General features: G+C 73.6%; 19 protein-coding genes. 12 read left to right on the top strand and 7 right to left on the bottom strand.

Annotated features, from left to right (window positions below):
• From hemA to hemL, 3 genes are read left to right on the top strand one after another with little or no spacing between them, the layout of a single operon-like run.
• Positions 1-1,338: a glutamyl-tRNA reductase gene (gene hemA, locus K7G60_RS14700; RefSeq protein WP_225801338.1), complete on the top strand. Its 1,338-nt coding sequence runs from the start codon at positions 1-3 to the stop codon at positions 1,336-1,338.
• On the top strand, positions 1,335-3,389 hold the full coding sequence (locus K7G60_RS14695; RefSeq protein WP_225801337.1) for an acetate--CoA ligase family protein: 2,055 nt from the start codon (positions 1,335-1,337) through the stop codon (positions 3,387-3,389). The genes hemA and K7G60_RS14695 overlap by 4 nt, the downstream gene beginning before the upstream one ends.
• Positions 3,386-4,687, top strand: coding sequence for a glutamate-1-semialdehyde 2,1-aminomutase (gene hemL, locus K7G60_RS14690; protein WP_225801336.1), 1,302 nt, complete (start codon positions 3,386-3,388; stop codon positions 4,685-4,687). Before K7G60_RS14695 ends, hemL begins: the two co-directional genes overlap by 4 nt.
• Before the next feature lie 68 nt (positions 4,688-4,755).
• Here the strand turns inward: hemL and K7G60_RS14685 are convergent, their stop codons facing one another.
• A complete protein-coding gene (locus tag K7G60_RS14685; protein WP_225801335.1) occupies positions 4,756-5,172 on the bottom strand; it encodes an organic hydroperoxide resistance protein in 417 nt (138 codons plus the stop codon).
• Positions 5,173-5,322: 150 nt separating this feature from the next.
• Here K7G60_RS14685 and K7G60_RS14680 point away from each other — a divergent pair, with 150 nt between their 5' ends.
• A complete protein-coding gene (locus K7G60_RS14680; protein ID WP_225801334.1) occupies positions 5,323-6,408 on the top strand; it encodes a CaiB/BaiF CoA-transferase family protein in 1,086 nt (361 codons plus the stop codon).
• Positions 6,409-6,476: 68 nt separating this feature from the next.
• On the opposite strand, the gene K7G60_RS14675 is transcribed toward K7G60_RS14680, so the two are convergent.
• Genes K7G60_RS14675 through K7G60_RS14665 form a run of 3 tightly spaced genes read right to left on the bottom strand, consistent with a single transcriptional unit; the run spans position 6,477 to position 8,979 of the window.
• A complete protein-coding gene (locus tag K7G60_RS14675) occupies positions 6,477-7,121 on the bottom strand; it encodes a response regulator transcription factor (RefSeq protein WP_225801333.1) in 645 nt (214 codons plus the stop codon).
• Positions 7,112-8,245 carry a sensor histidine kinase gene (locus tag K7G60_RS14670; RefSeq protein ID WP_225801332.1) on the bottom strand — a complete coding sequence of 378 codons (1,134 nt, stop codon included), beginning with the start codon at positions 8,243-8,245 and terminating at the stop codon, positions 7,112-7,114. Before K7G60_RS14670 ends, K7G60_RS14675 begins: the two co-directional genes overlap by 10 nt.
• A gap of 44 nt (positions 8,246-8,289) precedes the next feature.
• Complete coding sequence (locus K7G60_RS14665; RefSeq protein WP_225801331.1) at positions 8,290-8,979, bottom strand: DedA family protein; 690 nt, start codon at positions 8,977-8,979, stop codon at positions 8,290-8,292.
• A gap of 183 nt (positions 8,980-9,162) precedes the next feature.
• Here K7G60_RS14665 and miaB point away from each other — a divergent pair, with 183 nt between their 5' ends.
• Together miaB and K7G60_RS14655 are read left to right on the top strand one after the other, a co-directional pair.
• A complete protein-coding gene (miaB, locus tag K7G60_RS14660; RefSeq protein ID WP_225801330.1) occupies positions 9,163-10,692 on the top strand; it encodes a tRNA (N6-isopentenyl adenosine(37)-C2)-methylthiotransferase MiaB in 1,530 nt (509 codons plus the stop codon).
• A gap of 408 nt (positions 10,693-11,100) precedes the next feature.
• A complete protein-coding gene (locus K7G60_RS14655; protein WP_225801329.1) occupies positions 11,101-11,820 on the top strand; it encodes a class III extradiol dioxygenase subunit B-like domain-containing protein in 720 nt (239 codons plus the stop codon).
• 100 nt (positions 11,821-11,920) lie between these two features.
• On the opposite strand, the gene K7G60_RS14650 is transcribed toward K7G60_RS14655, so the two are convergent.
• Positions 11,921-12,178 carry an antitoxin gene (locus K7G60_RS14650; protein ID WP_225801328.1) on the bottom strand — a complete coding sequence of 86 codons (258 nt, stop codon included), beginning with the start codon at positions 12,176-12,178 and terminating at the stop codon, positions 11,921-11,923.
• Positions 12,179-12,379: 201 nt separating this feature from the next.
• Between K7G60_RS14650 and miaA the strand changes: the two genes are divergently transcribed.
• The 6 genes from miaA to hflX all read left to right on the top strand — a co-directional run bounded on the left by miaA (position 12,380) and on the right by hflX (position 20,634).
• Complete coding sequence (gene miaA, locus K7G60_RS14645) at positions 12,380-13,318, top strand: tRNA (adenosine(37)-N6)-dimethylallyltransferase MiaA (RefSeq protein ID WP_225801327.1); 939 nt, start codon at positions 12,380-12,382, stop codon at positions 13,316-13,318.
• 107 nt (positions 13,319-13,425) lie between these two features.
• On the top strand, positions 13,426-13,938 hold the full coding sequence (locus tag K7G60_RS14640; RefSeq protein ID WP_225801381.1) for a hypothetical protein: 513 nt from the start codon (positions 13,426-13,428) through the stop codon (positions 13,936-13,938).
• Positions 13,939-14,111: 173 nt separating this feature from the next.
• A complete protein-coding gene (gene dapF, locus K7G60_RS14635; protein WP_225801326.1) occupies positions 14,112-14,990 on the top strand; it encodes a diaminopimelate epimerase in 879 nt (292 codons plus the stop codon).
• A gap of 175 nt (positions 14,991-15,165) precedes the next feature.
• Complete coding sequence (locus K7G60_RS14630) at positions 15,166-17,319, top strand: bifunctional (p)ppGpp synthetase/guanosine-3',5'-bis(diphosphate) 3'-pyrophosphohydrolase (protein ID WP_225801325.1); 2,154 nt, start codon at positions 15,166-15,168, stop codon at positions 17,317-17,319.
• 184 nt (positions 17,320-17,503) lie between these two features.
• Positions 17,504-18,994: a M1 family metallopeptidase gene (locus K7G60_RS14625; RefSeq protein ID WP_225801324.1), complete on the top strand. Its 1,491-nt coding sequence runs from the start codon at positions 17,504-17,506 to the stop codon at positions 18,992-18,994.
• Positions 18,995-19,140: 146 nt separating this feature from the next.
• Complete coding sequence (gene hflX, locus K7G60_RS14620) at positions 19,141-20,634, top strand: GTPase HflX (protein WP_225801323.1); 1,494 nt, start codon at positions 19,141-19,143, stop codon at positions 20,632-20,634.
• Positions 20,635-20,723: 89 nt separating this feature from the next.
• Here the strand turns inward: hflX and K7G60_RS14615 are convergent, their stop codons facing one another.
• Together K7G60_RS14615 and K7G60_RS14610 are read right to left on the bottom strand one after the other, a co-directional pair.
• Positions 20,724-21,893: a serine protease gene (locus K7G60_RS14615; protein ID WP_225801322.1), complete on the bottom strand. Its 1,170-nt coding sequence runs from the start codon at positions 21,891-21,893 to the stop codon at positions 20,724-20,726.
• A gap of 109 nt (positions 21,894-22,002) precedes the next feature.
• Positions 22,003-23,175: a serine protease gene (locus K7G60_RS14610; protein WP_225801321.1), complete on the bottom strand. Its 1,173-nt coding sequence runs from the start codon at positions 23,173-23,175 to the stop codon at positions 22,003-22,005.
• Positions 23,176-23,226: the final 51 nt, after the last annotated feature.

Here is a 23,226-nt window from a genome sequence, read left to right as displayed (position 1 = left end):
GTGACCTCGTCCTCCTCCATGCTGGTCCTCGGCATCAGCCACGCCAGCGCCCCGCTCGACCTCCTGGAGAGACTCGCCGGCACCGACCGGCCCGCCGAGGAACTCGTCTCCGACGTGACCTCCGTCGACGGCATCGACGCCGCCGTCGTCGTCTCCACCTGCAACCGCCTGGAGATCTACGCCGAGACCCGCGGCGGCACCCCCGACCCCGGCGAACTGGGCGACCTCGGCGAGCTGTTCGCCCAGCACACCGGCGTCGACCCCGCCGAGATCGCCCCGCACCTCTACAGCCACCACGCCGACGGAGCCGTACGCCACCTCTTCGCCGTGGCCTCCGGACTCGAATCGGTCGTGGTCGGCGAGGACCAGATCCTCGGCCAGGTGAAACTGGGCCTCGAACGGTCCCAGCGGCTCGACCGGACCGGCCGGGTCCTCGCCAAGGCCGTCCAGACAGCCCTGCGGGTCGGCAAGCGGGCCCGCAACGAGACCGGGCTCAACGAGGCCGGCCGCTCGCTCGCCACCGCCGGACTCGGCTTCTTCGAGCGCCGCGTCGGCTCCCTGCACGGCAAGACCGCCCTCGTCATCGGCGCCGGCGCCTTCGCCGGCGTCGTCGTCGCCGCACTGCGCCGCTCCGGCCTCGACCGGGTCCACGTCGCCAACCGCACCCCGGAGAAGGCCCAGCGGCTCGCCGAGACCACCGGGGGAGCGGGCTACGACCTGGCCGACGTGCCCCGGCTGCTCACCGAGGTGGACGTCGTCGTCGGCGCCACCGCCGCCACCGGCCACCTCGTCACCACCCGGCACGTCGAGGAGGCGCTCGCCGCCCGGGACGGCCGCGAGCTGTTCCTGCTCGACCTGTCGCTGCCGCACAACATCGCGCCCACGGCGGCCGGACTGCCCGGCGTCACCTTCGTCGACCTGCGCCGGATCGCGGAGGAGGGCCAGGAGGACGAGATCTCCGCCGCCAGCGTCCAGGCCGCGCACGAGCTGATCGACGCCGAGGTCGAGCAGTTCCGCACGGGCCTGCGGCTCGCCGGCGCCAAGCCCGTCCTCACCGCCCTGCGCACCGCCGCCACCGAGGCCGCCGAGGCCGAACTCGACCGGCTCGTCCGCCGCCTCGACGGGCTCGACGGCGCGGCCCGGCAGGAGATCGGCCGCAGCGTCCGCCGCATCGTCGACAAGGCCCTCCACCAGCCCACCGTCCTGGTGCGCGAGCTGGCGGCCGACCCGGACGGCGCCCGGCACATCGCCGCCTTCACCCGCCTCTTCGCCGCGGCGGAAACCACCGACGGCGACCCCGACACCACGAACGAGAAGAAGATCGAGGCCATCGCATGAGTGACATCTCGGCCCTCTGGGAAGCCGAATCCATCGCCGTCATCGGGGCCAGCGAGCGCCCCGGCGCCCTGGGCCGCAAGCCGCTCGACTACCTCCTCCGGTACGGCTACAAGGGCCGCATCCTGCCGGTCAACCCGCGCTCCCCGGAGATCCTCGGCGTCCCCGCGTACCCCAGCGTCAAGGACGCCCCGGGCCCCGTCGACCTGGCCCTGATCATGGTCTCCGCCGAGCGGGTCCCCGGCGCCGTCGACGACTGCGTCGCCGCCGGCGTCAAGCTCGCCGTCATCGCCTCCTCCGGCTTCGCCGAGACCGGCGAGGAGGGCGCCCGCCTCCAGGCGGAGGTCGTCGCCAGGGCCCGCGCCGGAGGCCTGCGGATCATCGGACCCAACTGCATCGGCGCCGTCGGATACGAGAACCGCGTCCTCGCCACCTTCAGCCCGCTCTTCGGCGCCGAGTCCGTGCCCTTCGAGCCCGGCACCCTCGCCTTCGTCAGCCAGAGCGGCGCCCTCGGCTTCGGCGCCGCCAGCCTCGCCCTGGAGCGGGGCCTGCGCCCCGGCTGGGTGGTCAGCACCGGCAACGACGCCGACGTCACCGCCCTCGAGGTCCTCCGCGAACTGGCCGCCGTCCCCGAGGTCACCGGCCTCCTCGGCTACCTGGAGGACACCCCGGACATCGGGACCCTGCGCGAACTGGCCGGCTCCGGCAAGCCCGTCGCCCTCCTCAAGTCCGGCCGCACCGAGGCCGGCGGCCGCGCCGCCGCCTCGCACACCGGCGCCCTCGCCACCGACGACCGGGTCCTGGACGCCGCCCTGCGCGGCCTCGGCATCGTCCGCGTCGAGGACATCGACGAACTCCTCGACGTGGCCCGGGTCTTCGAGTCCGAGCGGCGCCCCGCCGGAAACCGCGTCGCCGTCGTCACCACCTCCGGCGGCTCCGGCATCCTCGCCGCCGACGCCGTCGAGGCCCACGGCCTGGAGCTCAGCGCCCTGGAGCCGCGCAGCAAGGAGGCGCTCGCCGAGATCGTCCCCGCCTTCGGGGCCATCGACAACCCGGTCGACATCACGGCCACCGTCCTCAGCGACCCGTCGCTGTTCGACCGTTCCCTCGACGTCCTGATCGCCGACGACACCGTCGACATCATCGTCGCCGCCTTCTGCGTGATGGCCGGACCCGACGTCGAGAAGGCCGTCAACGCCCTCTCCCGCGCCGCCGCGAAGGGCGGCAAACCCATCCTCGTCGCCCGCACCGGCGCCGACTTCCTCGCCCCCGACGCCCCGCGCGACCTGCGCGAGGCCGGCCTGCCCGAGTACCCGACGCCGGCCCGCGCCCTGCGCGCCGCCGCCGCCCTCTGGGAGGTCAGCCGCCCCCGCACCCTCCCGGACGCACCCCGCCCCGGGGCCGTCCCCGGACCCGGCGCGGAGGCCACGGAGCCCGAGCTCAAGCGGCTCCTCGCCGAGGCGGGGATCTCCGTGCCGAAGGGCCGGATCGCGGTGGACGCCGAGGACGCGGCGCGGGCCGTGACCGAGGCCGGCGGCACGGCGGTGCTCAAGGCCGTGGTGCCGGGACTGCTCCACAAGACGGAGGCCGGAGGCGTCGAGATCGGCGTCACCGCCGAGACCGCGCCCGAGGCGTACGGGCGGCTCGCCGCGCTCGGCGGCCAGGTCCTCGTCGAGGAACTCGTGGACGAGGGAGTCGAGTTGATCGTGGGCGTCCACACCACCGACCTGGGCCCGGTGCTCACCGCCGGCCTCGGCGGAATCTTCACCGAGGTCCTCGACGACGTCGGCCACCGGCTCCTGCCGCTGGCACCGGGCGAGGGCGCAGAACTCCTCGCCGGGCTGCGCGGCGCGAAGGTACTCGCCGGCGCGCGGGGCCGGGCCGCCGTGGACGTCGAAGCCGCCGCCGAACTCCTCCACCGGGTCGGCGAACTGGTCCAGGACTGGCCGGCCGGCTTCGCCCTCGACCTCAACCCCGTACGGGTCCTCGCGAAGGGCGCGGTCGTCCTGGACGCGGCGCTCAGCTTCGACGCTCCCGAGGAGACGGCCCGATGAGCACGGGAGAGACGAACAGCAAGGCCCTCTTCGAGCGCGCCCGCAAGGTCACCCCCGGCGGCGTCAACTCGCCGGTCCGCGCCTTCGGTGCCGTCGGCGGCACCCCGCGCTTCATCGCCTCCGCCCAGGGCCCGTACCTCACCGACAGCGACGGCAACGAGTACGTCGACCTCATCTGCTCCTGGGGCCCGATGATCCTCGGCCACCGCCACCCGGCCGTCGTCGAGGCGGTCGCCCGGGCCCTGGAGCGGGGCACCTCCTTCGGGGCCCCGTCCACCGGAGAGGTCGAACTCGCCGAGGAGATCGTCGACCGGGTCGCGCCCGTGGAGCAGGTGCGCCTGGTCAGCTCCGGCACCGAGGCGACGATGTCGGCGATCCGCCTGGCGCGCGGCTTCACCGGCCGCAGCAAGATCGTGAAGTTCGCCGGCTGCTACCACGGCCACGTCGACGCGCTCCTCGCCTCCGCCGGCTCCGGCCTCGCGACCTTCGCGCTGCCCGACACCCCGGGCGTCACCGGCGCCCAGGCGAGCGACACGATCGTCCTGCCGTACAACGACCTGACGGCGGTCGAGAAGGTCTTCGCCGAGACCGGCGACGAGATCGCCGCCGTCATCACCGAGGCGGCCCCCGGCAACATGGGCGCCGTCCCGCCGCTGCCCGGCTTCAACGCCGGCCTCAAGGAGATCACCGCCCGCCACGGCGCGCTGTTCGTCTCCGACGAGGTCATGACGGGCTTCCGGGCCAGCCGCTCCGGCTGGTACGGCCGGGACGGCGTCGCCCCCGACCTGCTGACCTTCGGCAAGGTCATGGGCGGCGGCTTCCCCGCGGCGGCCTTCGGCGGACGCGCGGACGTCATGGCCCACCTCGCCCCGGCCGGCCCCGTCTACCAGGCGGGCACCCTCTCCGGGAACCCGGTCGCCACCGCCGCCGGCCTCGCCACCCTGCGGCACAGCACCCCCGAGGTGTACGAGCGGCTCGACCGGGTCTCGGCCACGATCGGAGCCGAGGTCTCCGCCGCCCTCACCAAGGAGGGCGTGGCGCACCGGCTGCAGTACTCCGGCACCATGTTCTCCGTCTTCTTCGGCGAGGACGAGGTGGTGGACTTCGACGGGGTCCGCGCCACCGAGGCGTACCGCTACACCCCGTTCTTCCACGAGCTGCTGCGGCGGGGCGTCTATCTGCCGCCCTCGCCGTTCGAGGCCTGGTTCGTCTCGGCCTCGCACGACGACCGGGCCGTGAGCCGGGTGGTCGAGGCGCTGCCGGCCGCCGCGGCGGCAGCGGCGGCGGCGAAACGCTGAGGACGGAGCCGTACGAAGGGAAGAGCCCCCGTGATCCACGGGGGCTCTTCCCTCACCGGCCGGGCGCCTCAGGCGGCGAGGTCGATCCTCACCTCGACGTTCCCCCGGACCGCCTTCGAGTACGGGCAGCGTCCGTGGGCGGCCTCGGCGAGCCGCCGCGCCTCGGCGGCGTCCAGCCCGGGCAGTTCGACGGTGAGGACCACCGACAGGTGGAAGCCGCCCTCCTCCTTGTGCAGCGCCACCTCGGCGGTGACCGTGTCGTCCGCCAGCGCGGTCCTGGACTCGCGCGCGGAGACCCGCAGCGCACTGTGGAAGCAGGCGGCGTAGCCGGCGGCGAAGAGCTGCTCGGGGTTGGTCGCGGTGCCGGAACCGCCGACGGCCTTGGGGCTCGACAACGGCAGGTCGAGGAGCCCGTCGGAGGAGCGCACGGCGCCGTTGCGCCCGTCTCCGGTGGAAGCGACCTCGGCGGTGTAGACGACGGCCATGCGTCATTCCTTTCGAAAGCGGAGAAGGGGAATTCCTCCCAGTTTCCGGCCCCGCCGAATTCCCGGCGCTACGGATCTCCGCAGTCCTTTCCGAAGCTCCGGCGAATAGCGTGAATCCATCACCGGCCCATGAATTCAAGGGAGTTGGCCATGGCAGGACCGCTGACCGGAGTCCGCGTACTGGAATTCGCGGGCTCGGCGCCCACCGCTTTCGTCGGCACCGTCCTGTCCGGTCTCGGCGCCGATGTCGTACGGGTCGACAGGGCGCCCGGGACCGTCGGGGACGTGCGCCCTCCGGAGAACCCGCTCTCCCGCGGCCGCCGTTCCGTCGCCCTCGACCTCAAGAGCCCCGAGGGGATCGAGCGGGCGCTCGCGCTCGCCGAGCACGCCGACATCCTCGTCGAGGGCTTCCGCCCCGGCGTCGCCGACCGCCTCGGCATCGGCCCCGAGGCCGTCCACGCCCGCAACCCGCGGCTGGTGTACGGGCGGCTCAGCGGCTGGGGCGGCGAGGGCGAGTGGGCCGGACGCGCCGCCCACGACCTCGCGGTGCTCGCCCTGACCGGCGCCCTGGACACCGACCCGGCGACCGGGGCGCCTGTCCCGCCCCCGACCGCGTACCTCTCCAGCTTCGCCGGCGGCGCCAACGCCCATGTGCACGGGCTGCTCGCCGCACTCCACGAGCGGGAGCGCTCCGGCCGGGGCCAGGTCGTCGACACGGCCCTCGCGGACGGCGCCGCCCTGATCGCCACCCTGATCCACCAGTGGCGCGCGGTCCCCGGCAACCACACCGTCACCGACGCCCCGCACTACTCCTTCTACGCGGCCGCCGACGGCCTGCACCTCGCCGTCGCCGCCATCGAACCCCGGCTCTACCAGAACCTCCTGGAGCAGCTGGGCCTCACCGAGGAGGCCGCCCTGCCCGACCGGGTCGACGCGGCCGCCTGGCCGGAGCTGCGCGCCCTGATCGCCGCCCGCTTCGCGACCAGGGACCGTGCGCACTGGGTGAAGCTCTTCGACGCCGTGGACGCGGGCGTGGCTCCCGTCCTGACCGCGGAGGAAGCCGCGCAGCACCACCAACTGGCCGCGCGCGGAGCGTTCGTGGAGGTCGGCGACACCGTCCAGCCCGCCCCCGCCTCCCGCTTCGACCGCACCCCGGCGGACGCCCCGGGCCGCGCCCCGCTCCCCGGCGAGCACACGGACGAGGTCCTCGCGGAGTGGTCTCAGGTCTCCAGGTGACGCAGGCCTCCAGGCGACACAGGCTCCAGGCGGCACAGGCCTTCAGGTAACTCAGGCCTTCAGGTGCCTCACGCCTCCAGATAGCGCAGCACGGCCAGGACCCGCCGGCTGTAGCCGTCGGTGCGGTGGAGCTCCAGCTTGTCGAAGACGGCGTTGAGGTACTTCTCGACCGCGCTCAGCGAGAGATGCAGCTGCCGGGCGATCGCCGCGTTCGTGTAGCCCTGGGCCAGCACCTCCAGGACCTCCCGCTCGCGCGGGGTGAGCCGGGCCAGCGGATCGGCGTGGGTGCTGCGGACGACCAGCTGGTGCACGACCTGCGGGTCGATCGCCGCCCCGCCCGCGTGGATCCGTTCCAGCGCGTCGAGGAACTCCTCGACCTGCGCCACCCGGTCCTTGAGGAGGTAGCCGACCCGTTCCGCGCCGGCGGCGAGCAGCCGGGCCGCGTAGCTGCGCTCGACGTACTGAGAGAGCACGAGCACCCCCGTCTCCGGCAGCCGCTCACGGATCTCCACGGCGGCCCGCAGACCCTCGTCGGTGTGGGTCGGCGGCATCCGGATGTCGGCGACCACGACGTCCGGGCGCCGCGCCTCGACCTCGGCGACGAGGGTCTCCGCGTCGCCGAACGCGGCGAGCACCTCGTGGCCCTCCTCGACGAGCAGCCGCACCAGGCCCTCCCGCAGCAGGGTCGAGTCCTCGGCCAGGATCACGCGCACGGCAGCTCCGCGACAAGAGTGGTGGGTCCCCCGAGGGGGCTGTCGACGCGCAGGGTCCCGTCGAGCGCGGCGACCCGGCTGCGCAGCCCGGTGAGCCCGCTGCCCGCCGGGTCCGCGCCGCCCCGGCCGTCGTCCTCGACCCGCACGGTGAGCAGCGAGCCGACACGCGTGACGCGCACGGAGACGGCGGAGGCGGCGGAATGCTTGGCGGCGTTGGTGACGGCCTCCGACACCACGAAGTACGCGGCGGTCTCCACCGGCCGGGGCAGCGGCGCGTCCCCCGCCTCGAACCGGACGCGCAGCGGGATCGCGCAGCGCTGGGCCACCCCGCCGAGCGCCTCTTCGAGCCCCAGGCTGTCCAGGCCGGCCGGATACACCCGCCAGGCCACGTCCCGCAGCTCGGCCAGGACGTCCTGGGCCTCCCGGTGCGCCTGCCGCAGCAGGGCGTCCGCCTGCTCCGGGTCGCGTCCCCGGCCCCGGCGCGCCCGGCCGATCAGCATGGCCAGGGCCACGAGCCGCTGCTGGACGCCGTCGTGGAGGTCGCGCTCGATCCGCCGGCGCTCGGTGTCCACGGCCTGGACCACGGCGGCCCGGCTGAGGGCGAGTTCGTCGATGCGCCGCCGCAGCAGTTCCTGCTCCGAGGGCCCGAAGCACGCGCGCGCGAGGCGGGCGTCGAGCGCGGTCAGCGCGTACAGGCCCTGGACGTCGAGGAAGAGCAGGACGCCGCCGAGCAGCAGCTGGCCGAGGAGCTCCGTCCCGTCGAGCGAGCCCCGGACCACGCCCCGGACGAGCAGGACGGCCAGGACCTCGCCGAAGACGAGGAGCCCGAGGACGATCCCGGTCACCAGGCCGGCCCCCACCCGGGCGGCGAGGTAGCGGAGCAGCCGGCGGTCGGGGACCTCGTACGCGCCGGGGAACCGGTCGCCGAAGAAGACCGAGCGGCGGCTCCGCTCCAGGCCGGCGAGCCGCCGGGCCCCGGCCATCAGCACGGGCCGCGCGCGGGGCCACAGCAGCAGGGGTCCGAGGAGGAGACCGGGGACCAGGAAGAGAAGGGGGGTGAGGCAGCCGAGCAGCACACCGACGAAACGCCGGCCCGCCGAAGCCTCCCCCTCGCCCCCTCGCATGATCCCCGAGCCTACTTCGTCCGGTACGGGTTCCCCCTGGCCGCTCACGAGGTGCGGCGGTGCCGGGCGGCGCGGCCGCGCCCCCGGAGCCGTACGGCGAGGAACGCGGCCAGGACCACCAGGACCAGCACCAGGACGGCCTTGGACAGCACACCCACGTACCCCTCGACGAGGTCCCAGCGGTCCCCGAGCCAGTAACCGGCCATCACGAGGACGCTGTTCCAGACGAGGCTGCCGAGCGTCGTGAGGGTGAGGAACAGGTGCATCGGCATCCGCTCGACCCCGGCGGGGACGGAGACGAGACTGCGGAAGACCGGCACCATCCGGCCCAGGAACACCGCCTTGGTGCCGTGCCGGGCGAACCACCGCTCGGTCCGCTCCAGATCGGAGACCTTCACCAGCGGCAGCCGGGCCCAGAGTGCGTGCATCCGCCGCTGACCGAACAGCGCCCCGATCCAGTAGAGGGCCACGGCCCCCACCACCGAACCCAGCGTCGTCCAGAACAGCGCCGATGCGAGGCTGAGCACCCCCTGCCCGGCGGCGAAGCCGGTCAGCGGCAGGATCACCTCGCTGGGCAGCGGCGGGAAGAGGTTCTCCAGGGCGATGGCGAGCCCGGCGCCGGGCCCGCCCATGGTGTCGACGAGCCCGGCGGCCCATCCGGCGAATCCGCCGGCGGGCTCCCCGGCCAGGGCCGGGGGAAGGGGCGGGTGAGGGGCGGGCGAGGTGATCGGCACGGCGGATCTCCAGGACGGCGAGCAGGTTCCCGAGGCCCTCCGCCCCGGCACCGTCCACGCTAGAAATCCCACCTCACCCCCGGTACGGGGCTTCCCACCCGGCCCCCCTGCGGAAAACCGCAGGGGCGGACCGGGCTCCGGCGTGGGACGGGGGCTCTCCCCGGACGGCCTACCCTTGGATCCATGACGAGCAGCAGCGACCGGAGCACCGCAGTGAGCGTTGACGGCACCAAGACCTACGAGATCCGCACCTACGGGTGCCAGATGAACGTCCACGACTCCGAGCGGCTCTCCGGTCTGCTGGAGGAGGCGGGTTACGTCCGGGCCCCGAAGGGCGCGGACGGCGACGCCGACGTCGTCGTCTTCAACACCTGCGCGGTCCGCGAGAACGCCGACAACAAGCTGTACGGCAACCTCGGCCGGCTCGCCCCGATGAAGACCGCGCGCCCCGGCATGCAGATCGCCGTCGGCGGCTGTCTCGCCCAGAAGGACCGCGACACCATCGTCAAGAAGGCCCCCTGGGTCGACGTGGTCTTCGGCACGCACAACATCGGCAAGCTGCCGGTCCTCCTGGAGCGCGCCCGCGTCCAGGAGGAGGCGCAGATCGAGATCGCCGAGTCGCTGGAGGCCTTCCCCTCCACGCTGCCGACCCGCCGCGAGTCCGCGTACGCCGCCTGGGTCTCGATCTCCGTCGGCTGCAACAACACCTGCACCTTCTGCATCGTCCCGGCCCTGCGCGGCAAGGAGGAGGACCGCCGGCCCGGCGACATCCTCGCCGAGATCGAGGCGCTGGTCGCCGAGGGCGTCTCCGAGATCACCCTGCTCGGCCAGAACGTCAACGCGTACGGCTCCGACCTGGGCGACCGCGAGGCCTTCAGCAAGCTGCTGCGCGCCTGCGGGCAGATCGAGGGCCTGGAGCGGGTCCGCTTCACCTCCCCCCACCCCCGCGACTTCACGGACGACGTCATCGCGGCCATGGCCGAGACCCCGAACGTCATGCCGCAGCTGCACATGCCGCTCCAGTCCGGCTCGGACACGATCCTCAGGGCGATGCGCCGCTCCTACCGGCAGGAGCGTTTCCTCGGCATCCTCGAGAAGGTCCGCGCGGCCATTCCGCACGCGGCCATCTCCACCGACATCATCGTGGGCTTCCCCGGCGAGACCGAGGAGGACTTCGAGCAGACCATGCACACCGTCCGCGAGGCCCGCTTCGCGAACGCCTTCACCTTCCAGTACTCCAAGCGCCCCGGCACCCCGGCGGCGACCATGGAGGGCCAGATCCCGAAGGAGGTCGTGCAGGCGCGCTACGAACGTCTGGTCGCCCTCCAGGAGGAGATCTCCTGGGAGGAGAACAAGAAGCAGGTCGGCCGCACCCTCGAGGTCATGGTCGCGGAGGGCGAGGGCCGCAAGGACGGCGAGACCCACCGCCTCTCCGGCCGCGCCCCCGACAACCGGCTCGTCCACTTCACCAAGCCGGCGGAGGAGGTCCGCCCCGGTGACGTGGTGACGGTCGAGGTCACCTACGCGGCCCCGCATCACCTGCTCGCCGAGGGCGAGGTCTCCTCGGTCCGCCGCACGCGCGCGGGCGACGCCTGGGAGAAGCGCACGGCGGCCGCGGCGGCGAAGCCGGCGGGGGTGCTGCTCGGTCTCCCGAAGATCGGCGCCCCTGCCCCCCTCCCGCCCCTGGACGCCCCGGCCTGCGGCAGCCACTGACACCCACGGGCCGCGCCCCCGCCCGCGCGGGCCGCGTTTCCGCCCGTGTGGGCAGTCGTCCCGCTGGGCGGGACGGGTGGGCACACGGGACGGCGCCCTTCAGCGGGGCCTCCGCGTTCCGCGCCTGAACCCGCACCACGAGTGCGCCGCACAGCCGGTGCGGGTCAGGGCGCGGGAGCCTGGGCCCGGCAAGGGGGGCCGTTCCGTTGTGCCCACCCTCCCCCAAGCTCTCGGCTCCGCTCGAGCAGGGGGGACCCCTTGCCCCGGCGGAACGACCGCCCACAACGGGGGTGGGCACCGTCCCGGTGGAGCGACTGCTCACAACGGGGGTGGGCACCGTCCCGGCGGAACGGCTGCCCGCAGCGGCGGGCGGGGTGGGCGTCGCCCCGGAGCAGTAGGCTGCGGATCATGCTTGTCGCCGCAGCCGTCTGCCCCAGCCCCCCACTCCTCGTCCCCGACGTAGCCACCGGCGCCGCCCCCGAGCTGGACGCCGCGCGCGCGGCGTGCGCGGACGCCGTCGGGCTCCTCGCCGCCGCCCGCCCCGACCGGCTGTACGTCGTCGGGCCCGCCGACGAGGGCGCGCACGGCGGCTACCCGGCCGGCGCGACGGGCTCCTTCGCCGGTTTCGGCGTCGACCTCTCCGTGCGGCTCGGCGCGGAGCCGGCCCGGCGGGAGGGCGAAGGCCGCCCCCTGCCCCCCTCCCTCTCCGTCGGTGCCTGGCTCCTGGCCCGCGCCGGCTGGGCCGACGCGCCGGTCGAGGGCCTGGGCGTGGCCGACTCGACGACGGCGGACGTCTGCGCCGGGACCGGCCGGGAGCTCGCCGCCTCCGCCGGGCGCGTCGCCCTCCTCGTCCTGGGGGACGGCAGCGCCTGCCGGACCGTGAAGGCCCCCGGCTACCTGGACGAGCGGGCCGCCGGTTTCGACGCGGAGGCCGCCCGGGCGCTGGGGACGGCCGACGCGGCGGCGCTGCTCGCGCTGGACGCCGGGCTCGCGTCCGAGCTGAAGGCGGCCGGCCGTGCCCCCTGGCAGGTCCTGGCGGGCGCCGCCGAGGGCGCCGGGCTCGACGGCCGGCTGCTCTTCGAGGACGCCCCGTACGGCGTGGGGTACTTCGTCGCGGCCTGGTCCTGAGGGCCGGCGGGGACAGCGGGAACGAGAACGGCGGACGGCCGCGGAGCGTGATGCTCCGCGGCCGTCCGCCGTGCGGAGGGACTGCCGGACGACGTGGTCGTCAGGCGGCCGGCGGCGGCGTCGCGTCACCGCTCCTGGGCGTGCCGTCGTCCTTGTGACCCATGCGGTCGATGGCGCCCTTCGCCTTGTCCGTGCCGGAGTGGATCTTGTCGCTGTACTTGCCCTTGGTCTTCTCGTCGACCAGCTTCGCGGCCTTGTCCAGGCCGTGGTCGATCTTCTCGCCGTGCTGCTGCGCGAGGTCGGCCACCTTGTCCTTGGCCGGGGCGAGCTTGGCCTTCAGCGAATTCATGAGACCCATGGGGCACCTTCCCTCCGCGGGCCTCGGGGGCCCGTGTTCCGTGTCGTGCGTTCCGTGTCCTGCTGCTTCTGACGAAAGAGTGCAAAACCGCCCATATCCACTCCATAGAGTACTCGGACGGAGGGGATGCCGTAGTGGCGGCGGCCGGGCCCGTCGCGCGACCCGTTCGGGGCCGGGTGGGAGGTTTGCGAGACTGGGACGGTGAGAAGCGCAGCTCCCGCCCCGCGGGTCATCGCCGTCGTCGGCCCCACAGCGGCCGGAAAGTCCGATCTGGGTGTATTCCTGGCCCAGCAGCTCGGCGGCGAGGTCGTCAACGCCGACTCGATGCAGCTCTACCGGGGGATGGACATCGGGACCGCCAAGCTGACGCCGGAGGAGCGCGGCGGCATCCCGCACCACCTCCTCGACATCTGGGACGTGACCGAGGCCGCCAGCGTCGCCGAGTACCAGCGCCTCGCGCGCGCCGAGATCGACCGGCTGCTCGCCGCCGGCCGGACCCCGGTCCTCGTCGGCGGTTCCGGGCTGTACGTACGGGGGGCCGTCGACGCCCTCGAGTTCCCCGGCACCGACCCGGCCGTCCGGGCCCGGCTGGAGGCCGAACTCGAGGAGCGGGGCTCCGGCGTCCTGCACGCCCGGCTCGCCGCGGCGGACCCCGAGGCGGCCCGCGCGATCCTGCCCAGCAACGGACGCCGCATCGTCCGGGCCCTGGAGGTGATCGAGATCACCGGCAAGCCCTTCACCGCCAACCTGCCGGGTCCCGACTCCGTCTACGACACCGTCCAGATCGGCGTCGACGTGGCCCGCCCCGAGCTCGACGAGCGCATCGCCACGCGCGTGGACCGCATGTGGGAGGCCGGTCTCGTCGACGAGGTGCGCGCCCTGGAGGCGCGGGGGCTGCGCGAGGGGCGCACGGCGGCCCGCGCCCTGGGCTACCAGCAGGTCCTCGCGGCGCTCGCGGGGGAGTGCACCGAGGAGGAGGCGCGCGCGGAGACCGTGCGGGCCACGAAGCGCTTCGCGCGCCGCCAGGACTCGTGGTTCCGCCGCGACCCGCGCGTGCACTGGCTCAGCGGAGCCGCCGAACACCGCGGGGAACTCCCGCGGGAGGCGCTGTCGTTGGTCGAACGAGCGGTTACAGCCTGATCACGTGATGGCATCGGGACGCACTGCCCGTCATTTCGGCGGTCATGAGCGTGCCATCATCGAGCATCGATCGACCAAGTGGAGTCCGAGTGGGAGGGCGCGTGGCGATGGAGGCCGGCCCTCGCGACAGAGAACAGCACGAGGCGGCCCTGGGTGACCCGACGGCGGATCCGTCGGTCGACACACCGGGCCATCCGACGGACGACGCCCCCGTCGGGACGCCGGGGCTGACCCCGGACGGACCCGACGACGCCATGGGCACCGCCGTCGAGGTCGACGCAGACGAGGTCGAGGTCGAGCTGCGCCCCCAGCGCCGGCTGCGGATCTGGCAGCTCGCCCCGATCGTGGGCCTGGCCGCCGTCGGCTCCCTGATGTTCGCCTTCCCGCTCGCCTTCGGTTCGGGCGACGGCGGCGCCGTCGTCGCCATGCTCGGACTGCTGATCAGCTCCTGCGCGGCGGGCTGGGGCATGATGGCCGCCCGCAAGGTCGGCCACACCTGGCCGGGACTTCCGCAGCGGGGCTCGGGCGAGCGCCCGGACTGGCGCGTCCTCGCCCTGTACGTGTCGACGATCGCGGCCCTGGTCGCCCTCGCCGTCTGGCGCGTGGCCCGTCTGCGCTGAGGTCCCCCCCGGAAGCGCGAGCCCGTGCGGAGCGGCTGTTCCGGTACGCGGTCCGGCCCGGGCCCGTACGGGACGGGGTCCGGGTCTGACGGGAGCCGGGCGCGCCCGCACCGGCGGGACCGCCCCGTGGACGGGCGCGCCGCCCGTCGGCCCCGCCCCGTACAGTTGATCGCGTGACCAGCACGCAGACCTCGCCGATCCCCTTCCTCAAGGGCCACGGCACCGAGAACGACTTCGTGATCGTCCCCGACGCGGAGAACGCCGTCGACCTGCCCCCCGCCGTCGTGGCGCGCCTCTGCGACCGGCGGGCCGGCATCGGGGGCGACGGGCTGCTGCACGTCGTGCGCAGCGCCGCCCACCCCGACGCGCGCCACCTGGCCGACGAGGCCGAGTGGTTCATGGACTACCGCAACGCCGACGGCTCCGTCGCCGAGATGTGCGGCAACGGCGTCCGGGTCTTCGCCCGCTACCTGGAGCACGCGGGACACGTCACCGCGGGCGAGGTCGCGGTCGCCACCCGGGGCGGCGTCAAGCACGTCCACCTGGACAAGGACGGCTCCGTCACCGTCGCCATGGGCCGCGCGGTGCTCCCCGAGGCCGGGGTCACCGTCACCGTCGACGGCCGCAGCTGGCCCGCGCGCAACGTGAACATGGGCAACCCGCACGCGGTCGCCTTCGTCGAGGACCTCGCCCACGCGGGGACCCTGTACGACGAGCCGCCGTACGAACCCGCCGCGGTCTACCCGGACGGGGTGAACATCGAGTTCGTCGTCGACCGCGGCCCCCGTCACGTCGCCATGCGGGTCCATGAGCGCGGCGCTTCCGAGACCCGCTCCTGCGGCACCGGCGCCTGCGCCGTCGCCGTCGCCACCGCCCGCCGGGACGGCGTCGACCCCGCCGACAGCGGCACCCCCGTCACGTACACCGTCGACGTGCTCGGCGGCACCCTCGTCATCACCGAGCACCCCGACGGCCGGATCGACATGACGGGCCCCGCGGTCATCGTCGCCGAGGGCACCGTCGACCCGGCGTGGCTGGTCTCGACGACGTGATCGCGCGCCACGGAATCGAAACCGTCAACGACTGATTTGTCGCTCGAATGGGTGATCCGTTTCACGCTGAGCGAGAGCGTGACTGCACCCCGTGGTGGGGTCGGTAGCATCAAGCACCGGCCCCCCGGGCACGCCTGGCCCGCCCACCGCCGGTCAATGTTGCCGGAGGTGCCCCATGAGCGCAGAGGCCACCAACCCCGAGGCCGCCCCCACCGACGTGGCCGTCCGCAGACGCGGACGGGCCCGGATCGACCTGCGCCGCCTCGGCCGCGCCGCCCTGCTGAACGCCACCGCGGGACCGGCGCCCCGTGACCGGCTGCCCGACGCCATCGGCCACGTGGCGGAGGCGCACCGGGCCCACCACCCCGAGGCCGACCTGACGGTGCTCGGCCGGGCGTACGTCCTCGCCGAGTCCTCGCACCGCGGCCAGTTCCGCAAGAGCGGCGAGCCGTACATCACCCACCCGCTCGCGGTCACCCTCATCCTCGCCGAACTCGGCGCGGAGACCACCACCCTGACCGCCTCGCTCCTCCACGACACCGTCGAGGACACCGAGGTGACGCTCGATCAGGTGCGCCGCGAGTTCGGCGACGAGGTCGCCTACCTCGTCGACGGCGTCACCAAGGTCGAGAAGATCGACTACGGCGCCGCCGCCGAGCCCGAGACCTTCCGCAAGATGCTCGTCGCCACCGGCAACGACGTCCGGGTCATGTCGATCAAGCTCGCCGACCGCCTCCACAACATGCGGACCCTCGGCGTGATGCGCCCCGAGAAACAGGCCAGGATCGCCAGGGTCACCCGGGACGTCCTCATCCCGCTCGCCGAGCGGCTCGGCGTCCAGGCCCTCAAGACCGAGCTGGAGGACCTGGTCTTCGCGATCCTCCACCCCGAGGAGTACGAGACCACCCGCGCGCTCGTCGCGGACCACCCCGGCGCCGGCGACGAGCTCGGCGCCGTCGCCGAACAGGTCACCGCCGTCCTGCGCGAGGCGGGCATCGGCGCCGAGGTCCTCGTCCGCCCCCGGCACTTCGTCTCCGTCCACCGGGTCCGCCTCAAGCGCGGCGAGCTGCGCGGCTGCGACTTCGGGCGGCTCCTCGTCCTCGTCGCCGAGGACGCCGACTGCTACGCGGTCCTCGGCGAGCTCCACACCTGTTTCACCCCGGTGATCTCCGAGTTCAAGGACTTCATCGCCGCCCCCAAGTTCAACCTGTACCAGTCGCTGCACACGGCGATCGCGGCCCCCGACGGCGCCGTCGCCGAGGTCCTCATCCGGACCCACCGGATGCACAAGGTCGCCGAGGCCGGAGTCGTCGCCCTCGGCAACCCCCACGGGGGCCAGGAACCGGACGGCACCGCCCCGGCCGCCGGCCTTCCGGGGACCGACGACGGCGAGCGCGTCGACCCCACCCGGCCCGGCTGGCTCTCCCGGCTCCTCGACTGGCAGCAGTCCGCCCCCGACCCCGACACCTTCTGGACCTCGCTCCGCGCCGACCTCGCCGAGGACGACGAGATCACCGTCTTCCTCGCCGACGGCAGCGCCCCCGGCACGATCAGCCTGCCCGCCGGCGCCAGCTGCGTCGACGCCGCGTACGCGCAGCACGGCGAAGCCGCCCACGCCTGCCTCGGCGCCCGCGTCAACGGCCGTCTCGCGCCGCTGAGCACCGTCCTCGGCGACGGGGACACCGTCCAGCTGCTGCTCGCCCAGGACACCGTCTCCGGGCCGTCCCCCGAGTGGCTGGACCACGCCCGTACCCCCGCCGCCCGGATCGCGATCACCGGCTGGCTCCAAGCCCCCCCCGAGAGCGCCGCGCCCCCCGCCCCCCCCGATCCCCGCCCGCAGGTCAGCGTCCCCGCCGACCGCCGCTCCGGCGCCGAACTCCACGCCGACCTCGACGGCGAGCCGCCCACGGCCGTGCGTCCGGCGGGCTGCTGCACCCCCGTGCCGCCCGACGAGATCACCGGATTCCGGGTACGCGGCGGATCGGTCACCGTCCACCGCGCCCGCTGCTCGGCCGTCGACACCATGCGCGACCTCGGCCGCGAGCCCGTCACCGTCCGCTGGGGCGACACCGCCCGGGGCAGGGTCACCCTCGTCGCCGAGTCCTTCGGACGGCCCGGGCTGCTCGCCGACCTCACCGAGGCCATCGCCACCTTCGGCGCCGCCGTCGTCTCGGCGAACGTCGAACCGCCCACCGAGCAGCGCGTCCGCCACACGTACACCCTCCAGCTCCCCGACGCGGCCGGCCTCACCGCCCTCATGAAAGCCATGCGGGACGTGCCCGGCGTCTACGACGTCAGCCGCGCCCGCCACCCGCGCGGCATGGACTGAGCACGCCGCTCGTGGGCCCGGTGAGGTTCTTTCGTGTGGTCCGGGCCGGCTGCGTTCCTCCGGGTGACCGCCACTCGCGGACCCGGCCGACGACCCCCTTCGGGTGGCCGGCGCGCGCGCCGCCCCGGTGCGCGGCGGCGGTCCTGGTAGCCGTAGGGCCATTCCTCCGGAAAGGCCCTGGCCCATGCCGCTCGTCCGAACGTCCCTGCCCCGCGCGCGGTGGCTCCGCTCCGCCGTCCTGGTCGCCGCCTCGGCCGGGCTCGTCGCCGCCGCACTGCCCGCCCCCGCGCCGCTCGGCATCGGGGACCCCCTCTTCCCGCACCTCGGCAACCCCGGCTACGACGTCCTCGCCTACACCCTCGACCTCACCTACCCGGGGGTGAACACCAAGCCCCTCGCCGCCGTCACCCGGATGGACGCGCGCGCCACCGAGGACCTGGAGCGGCTCAACCTCGACTTCACCCACGGCACGGTCTCCGCCGTCACCGTCGACGGCCTGCCCGCCGAGCACACCACCAGCGGCGAGGACCTGGTCGTCACCCCCGTCGTCCCGATCGACGCGGGCGAGGAGGTCGAGATCACCGTTACCCACACCAGCGACCCCACCGGCCCCGCCGCCACCGGCGGCTGGGTCCGCACCGGCGACGGCCTCGCCATGGCCAACCAGGCCGACGCCGCCCACCGGGTCTTCCCCTCCAACGACCACCCCTCGGACAAGGCCCGGTTCACCTTCCGGGTCACCGCCCCCAGCGAGCTCACCGTCGTCGCCAACGGCCTCCCCGAGGGCCGCGTCGACCACGGCGCCACCACCACCTGGACGTACCGCACCCACCACCCCATGGCCACGGAGCTCGCCCAGGTCTCCATCGGCCGCTCCACCGTCGTCCACCGCGAGGGCCCCCACGGGCTGCCCGTACGGGACGTGGTGGCCACCGCCGACCGGCAGCTCATGGAGCCCTGGCTGCGCCGCACCCCCGGCCACCTGGAGTGGATGGAACGGCAGGTCGGCCCGTACCCCTTCGAGACGTACGGCGTGCTCGTCGCCGACGCGGCCACCGGTTTCGAGCTGGAGACCCAGACCCTCTCGCTCTTCGAGCGCGGCATCTTCACCGAGCCCGCCTACCCGGAGTGGTACGTCGACTCCGTCATGGTCCACGAGCTCGCCCACCAGTGGTTCGGCGACAGCGTCTCGCCCCGCACCTGGTCCGACCTGTGGCTCAACGAGGGACATGCCAGCTGGTACGAGGCGCTGTACGCCGAGGAGACCGCCGGCAAGTCCCTGGAGCGGCGCATGAAGGCCGCCTACGCCGCCTCCGACGGCTGGCGCGCCGCGGGAGGCCCGCCGGCCGCCCCGGAGCCCCCCTCGGCCGACCACAAGATCAGCCTCTTCCGGCCCGTCGTCTACGACGGCAGCGCCCTCGTCCTCTACGCGCTCCGCCGGACGATCGGCACCGAGGCCTTCCGGACCCTGGAGCGCCGCTGGGTCGCCGAGCACCGGGACGGCACCGCCACCACCGCGGACTTCGTCGCGCTCGCCGGCGAGGTCGCGGGCCGGGACCTCACCGCCTTCTTCCGCGGCTGGCTGTACGAGGCGAAGACCCCGGCGATGCCCGGGCACCCGGACTGGCGCAGCCGGCCCGCCGGGGCCGCGAGGACCGCGCCGAAACCCGGGTGACGGGCCCGGCGGGGCCGTGACACCATCTTCAGGTCGGCGACGCGGCCGGATCCTCCGGCCGACGCGGCCGGGCCCGGGAATCTTCCGGCGCCCGCGGGCGTTGTGACCGGCACAGACACACATCTCCTCATCGACGTAAGGACCCAATGACCTCCTCTTCTTCCCCTTCCCAGGACAAGCAGAGCTTCGCGGAGACGAGCCGTACCGAGAGCCTTCGGGCCGATGCCCTGATGGAAGAGGACGTCGCCTGGAGCCACGAGATCGACGGAGAGCGGGACGGCGACCAGTTCGACCGCTCCGAGCGTGCGGCCCTGCGCCGTGTCGCGGGCCTCTCCACCGAGCTCGAGGACGTCACCGAGGTCGAGTACCGCCAGCTGCGCCTCGAGCGCGTCGTGCTGGTCGGTGTCTGGACCTCCGGGACGGTGCAGGACGCGGAGAACTCCCTCGCGGAGCTCGCCGCCCTCGCCGAGACGGCGGGCGCCCTCGTGCTCGACGGCGTGATCCAGCGCCGCGACAAGCCGGACCCGGCCACCTTCATCGGCTCGGGCAAGGCGCGCGAGCTGCGGGACATCGTGATCGAGACCGGCGCCGACACCGTCGTCTGCGACGGCGAGCTCAGCCCCGGCCAGCTCATCGCCCTCGAAGACGTCGTCAAGGTGAAGGTGGTCGACCGGACCGCCCTCATCCTCGACATCTTCGCCCAGCACGCCAAGTCCCGAGAGGGCAAGGCACAGGTCGCACTCGCGCAGATGCAGTACATGCTGCCGCGACTGCGCGGCTGGGGCCAGTCGCTCTCCCGTCAGATGGGTGGCGGCGGCGGTGGCGGCATGGCCACCCGCGGACCCGGTGAGACCAAGATCGAGACCGACCGGCGCCGGATCCGCGAGAAGATGGCGAAGATGCGCCGGGAGATCGCGGAGATGAAGACCGGCCGCGACATCAAGCGGCAGGAGCGCCGCCGCAACAAGGTGCCCTCGGTCGCCATCGCCGGATACACCAACGCCGGCAAGTCCTCCCTGCTCAACCGCCTCACCGGCGCGGGCGTCCTCGTGGAGAACGCCCTGTTCGCCACCCTCGACCCGACCGTCCGCCGGGCCGAGACGCCCACCGGCCGGGTCTACACCCTGGCCGACACCGTCGGCTTCGTCCGGCACCTGCCGCACCACCTGGTCGAGGCGTTCCGCTCCACCATGGAGGAGGTCGCCGAGTCCGACCTCATCCTGCACGTGGTGGACGGCTCGCACCCCGCCCCGGAGGAGCAGCTGGCCGCCGTGCGCGAGGTCTTCCGCGACGTCGGCGCGGTGAACGTGCCGGAGGTCGTCGTCGTCAACAAGGCCGACGCGGCGGACCCGCTGGTCCTCCAGCGCCTGCTGCGGATGGAGAAGCACTCCATCGCGGTCTCGGCCCGTTCGGGCCAGGGCATGGACGAGCTGCTCGCGCTCATCGACCGTGAGCTGCCGCGCCCGCAGGTCGAGCTGGAGGTCCTCGTGCCGTACACGCAGGGCGGTCTCGTCTCGCGGGTGCACGCCGAGGGCGAGGTGGAGTCCGAGGAGCACACCCCGGAGGGCACCCTGCTCAAGGCCCGGGTGCACGAGGAGCTGGCGGCGCTGCTCGCGCCGTACCTCCCCGCCGCGCACTGACGGAAAGCGAGAAGGCGCCGGCCCCCTCCTCAGGGAGGGGACCGGCGCCTTCTCGCTGTGCCCAGGAGCTCAGCCGGGGTGCCGGGGACTCAGCGGGCGAACTTCTTGCTGACCATCTCGTGGACGGCCTTGGCGCCGCGTCCCAGCTGCGGTCCGGCGAGCCAGCCGTTGCTGCCGGCCGGGCCGATCGAGGTGTTCGACACGAGCGCCGTCTTGCCGTTCGGCAGCACGCGGAACCAGCCGCCGCCCGAGGAGCCGGCGGTCATCGTGCAGCCGATCCGGTACATGGTCGGCGTGGCCGGGGCCGTGGTGAGGCGCGTCGGACGGTCGAGGCACTTGTGCATGATCATGCCGTTGTACGGCGGCGCCGCCGGGTAGCCCCAGGCGCCCATCGTGCCGGACTGCGCGGCCGTCGGCGCGGAGAAGTCGACCGGCAGGGCGTTGCCGACGGTCTCCTCCAGGGACTTCCCGCCGCGCTCGGGCTGCACGTGCAGCACGGCGTAGTCGTACGGCCAGGCCTGGCCGGTGCCGCCCGCGTTGATCCACTCGCCCGAGGTCACGGCCCAGTCGGCCCAGAACTGACCGTACGGGTACACCTCGTGCGGCTGCGCGTTCTCCAGGGCGGCGGGGGACTTGCCCAGGTCGTTGAAGGCCGGGACGAAGGCGATGTTGCGGTACCAGCCGCCCTGCTTGCCCGCGTGGACGCAGTGGCCGGCCGTCCAGACCAGGTTCGACTTCCCGGGGCGGCGCGGGTCCTTCACGATGGTGCCGGAGCAGACCATGTGGCCCTCGGGCGCGTCGAAGAAGATCTTGCCGACCGGGGCCGCGTAGTTGTGGTACGGCGTCTTCTCGCGCTGTGCCTTGACCGGCCGGGGCGTCGGGTCGGTGCCGTTGGTGCCGGCCTGCGCGGTGATCGTCTGGTCCGGGCTCTTCGCCGACTGCATGCGCGGCATGTCCCAGAGCCCGTCGATCACCGGGTTGACGAAGTCCTCGGCCTCACGGAGCCAGGTGTCCTTGTCCCAGTTCTTCCACTCGCCCTGCTTCCACTCGTCCAGGTCGACGCCGTGCTTCTTGAGCTTGTCGGCGAGGTCCTTGGTGAGGCCGGTGCCGGCGTCGGCGCCGTCGGCGGGTGCGGAGCTGCTCGCTCCGGCGGACGGCTTGCCGTCGGCCGGGGTCTCGGTGGGGCCGCAGGCCGTGGCGGTCAGCGTGAGCGCGGTGACCAGACCGAGGGCGGCGGGTAGGAGTCGTACGGAACGCATGAATGTATTCCCCGTTGGTATTGCCATGGACGTGTCATGAGCGGTGCACAGTATGCCGGTCGGACCGGACACGGGCGGAGGCGGGACCCCCGGGGCCCCGCCTCCGCGCCTACTGGCCGGCGTACTTCTTGCTGACCTCGTCGAAGATGGCCTTGGCCTCGGGACCGAGGCGCGGACCCGCGAGCCAACCGGCCGTCGACGGGCCGATCGAGGTGTTCGACACCAGCGCCGGCTTGCCGTCGCTGCCCTTGGCGACCCAACCGCCGCCGGACGAACCACCGGTCATCGTGCAGCCGATCCGGTACATCGTCGGCTGCTCCGCCGCCAGGGACAGCCGGCCCGGCTTGTCCTGGCACTGGAACATCTTCTGGCCGTCGAACGGCGGCGCCGCCGGGTAGCCGGTCGCCGTCATGCCCGCGATCTTCGGCACGGCGGGGGCGTTGAACTCCACCGGGAGCGCCGAACCGACCGTCTCCTCCAGCGACTTGCCCGAAGAGCCCTTCTCCGGCGTCACCTTGAGGACGGCGAAGTCGTAGGGAGCGCCGGCGCCGCCGGTGGCCGCCCCCTCGGAGATCCACTGGTCGGAGGTCTTGACCCAGTCCGCCCACCACACGCCGTACGGGGCGATCTGCTCCCGGGTCGCCTTCTCCAGCGCCGAGGTCTCCATCGCCGAGTCGTTGTACGAGGGCACGAAGGCGATGTTGCGGTACCAGCCGCCCTGCTTGCCCTTGTGCACGCAGTGGCCGGCCGTCCAGACCAGGTTGGACTTGCCCGGGTGCGCCGGGTCCTTCACCACCGTGGCCGAGCAGACCATCGAGCCCTCGGGGCCGTCGAAGAAGACCTTGCCGGACTCGGGGGCGTTGTCGTGGTACTTCGCCGCCACGGCCTTCGCCCGCACCGGGTCCGGAGTCGGGTCGGTGACACCCTCGTCGCCCGAGATGTCCTCCTCCTCGACCGGCTTGTCGGGACGCTCGGCCTCGCGCATCCGGTCCGGGTCCCAGAGGTCCTCGATGATCGGGTTGACGAAGTCCTTGGCCTCACGCAGCCACTTGTCGCGGTCCCAGTTCTTCCACTCGCCGTTGCGCCACTTGTCGAGGTCGATCCCGTGTTCCTTCAGGCGGTCCTTCAGGTCCTCCGGAATCTTGATCTTGGCCGGGTCCAGGCTCGCGGGTGCGACGGGCTTGTCTCCCGCGTTCTCCTCGCTCGGACCGCAGGCCGTGACGGTGAGCGTCAGCGCCGCGACGGCGGAAGCCGCCATCAGCAGCGGACGAATCGATCGCATCTGGTGATCCCCCTGGGACTACGTCAACGTGTGCAATGTGTGCATGGGTGA

It is taken from the genome of Streptomyces sp. NK15101 (genome assembly GCF_020400725.1).
Classification (GTDB): Bacteria; Actinomycetota; Actinomycetes; order Streptomycetales; family Streptomycetaceae; genus Streptomyces.
The sequence above is the reverse complement of the archived record's forward strand: the minus strand, read 5'-3'. Positions and strand labels throughout refer to the sequence as shown.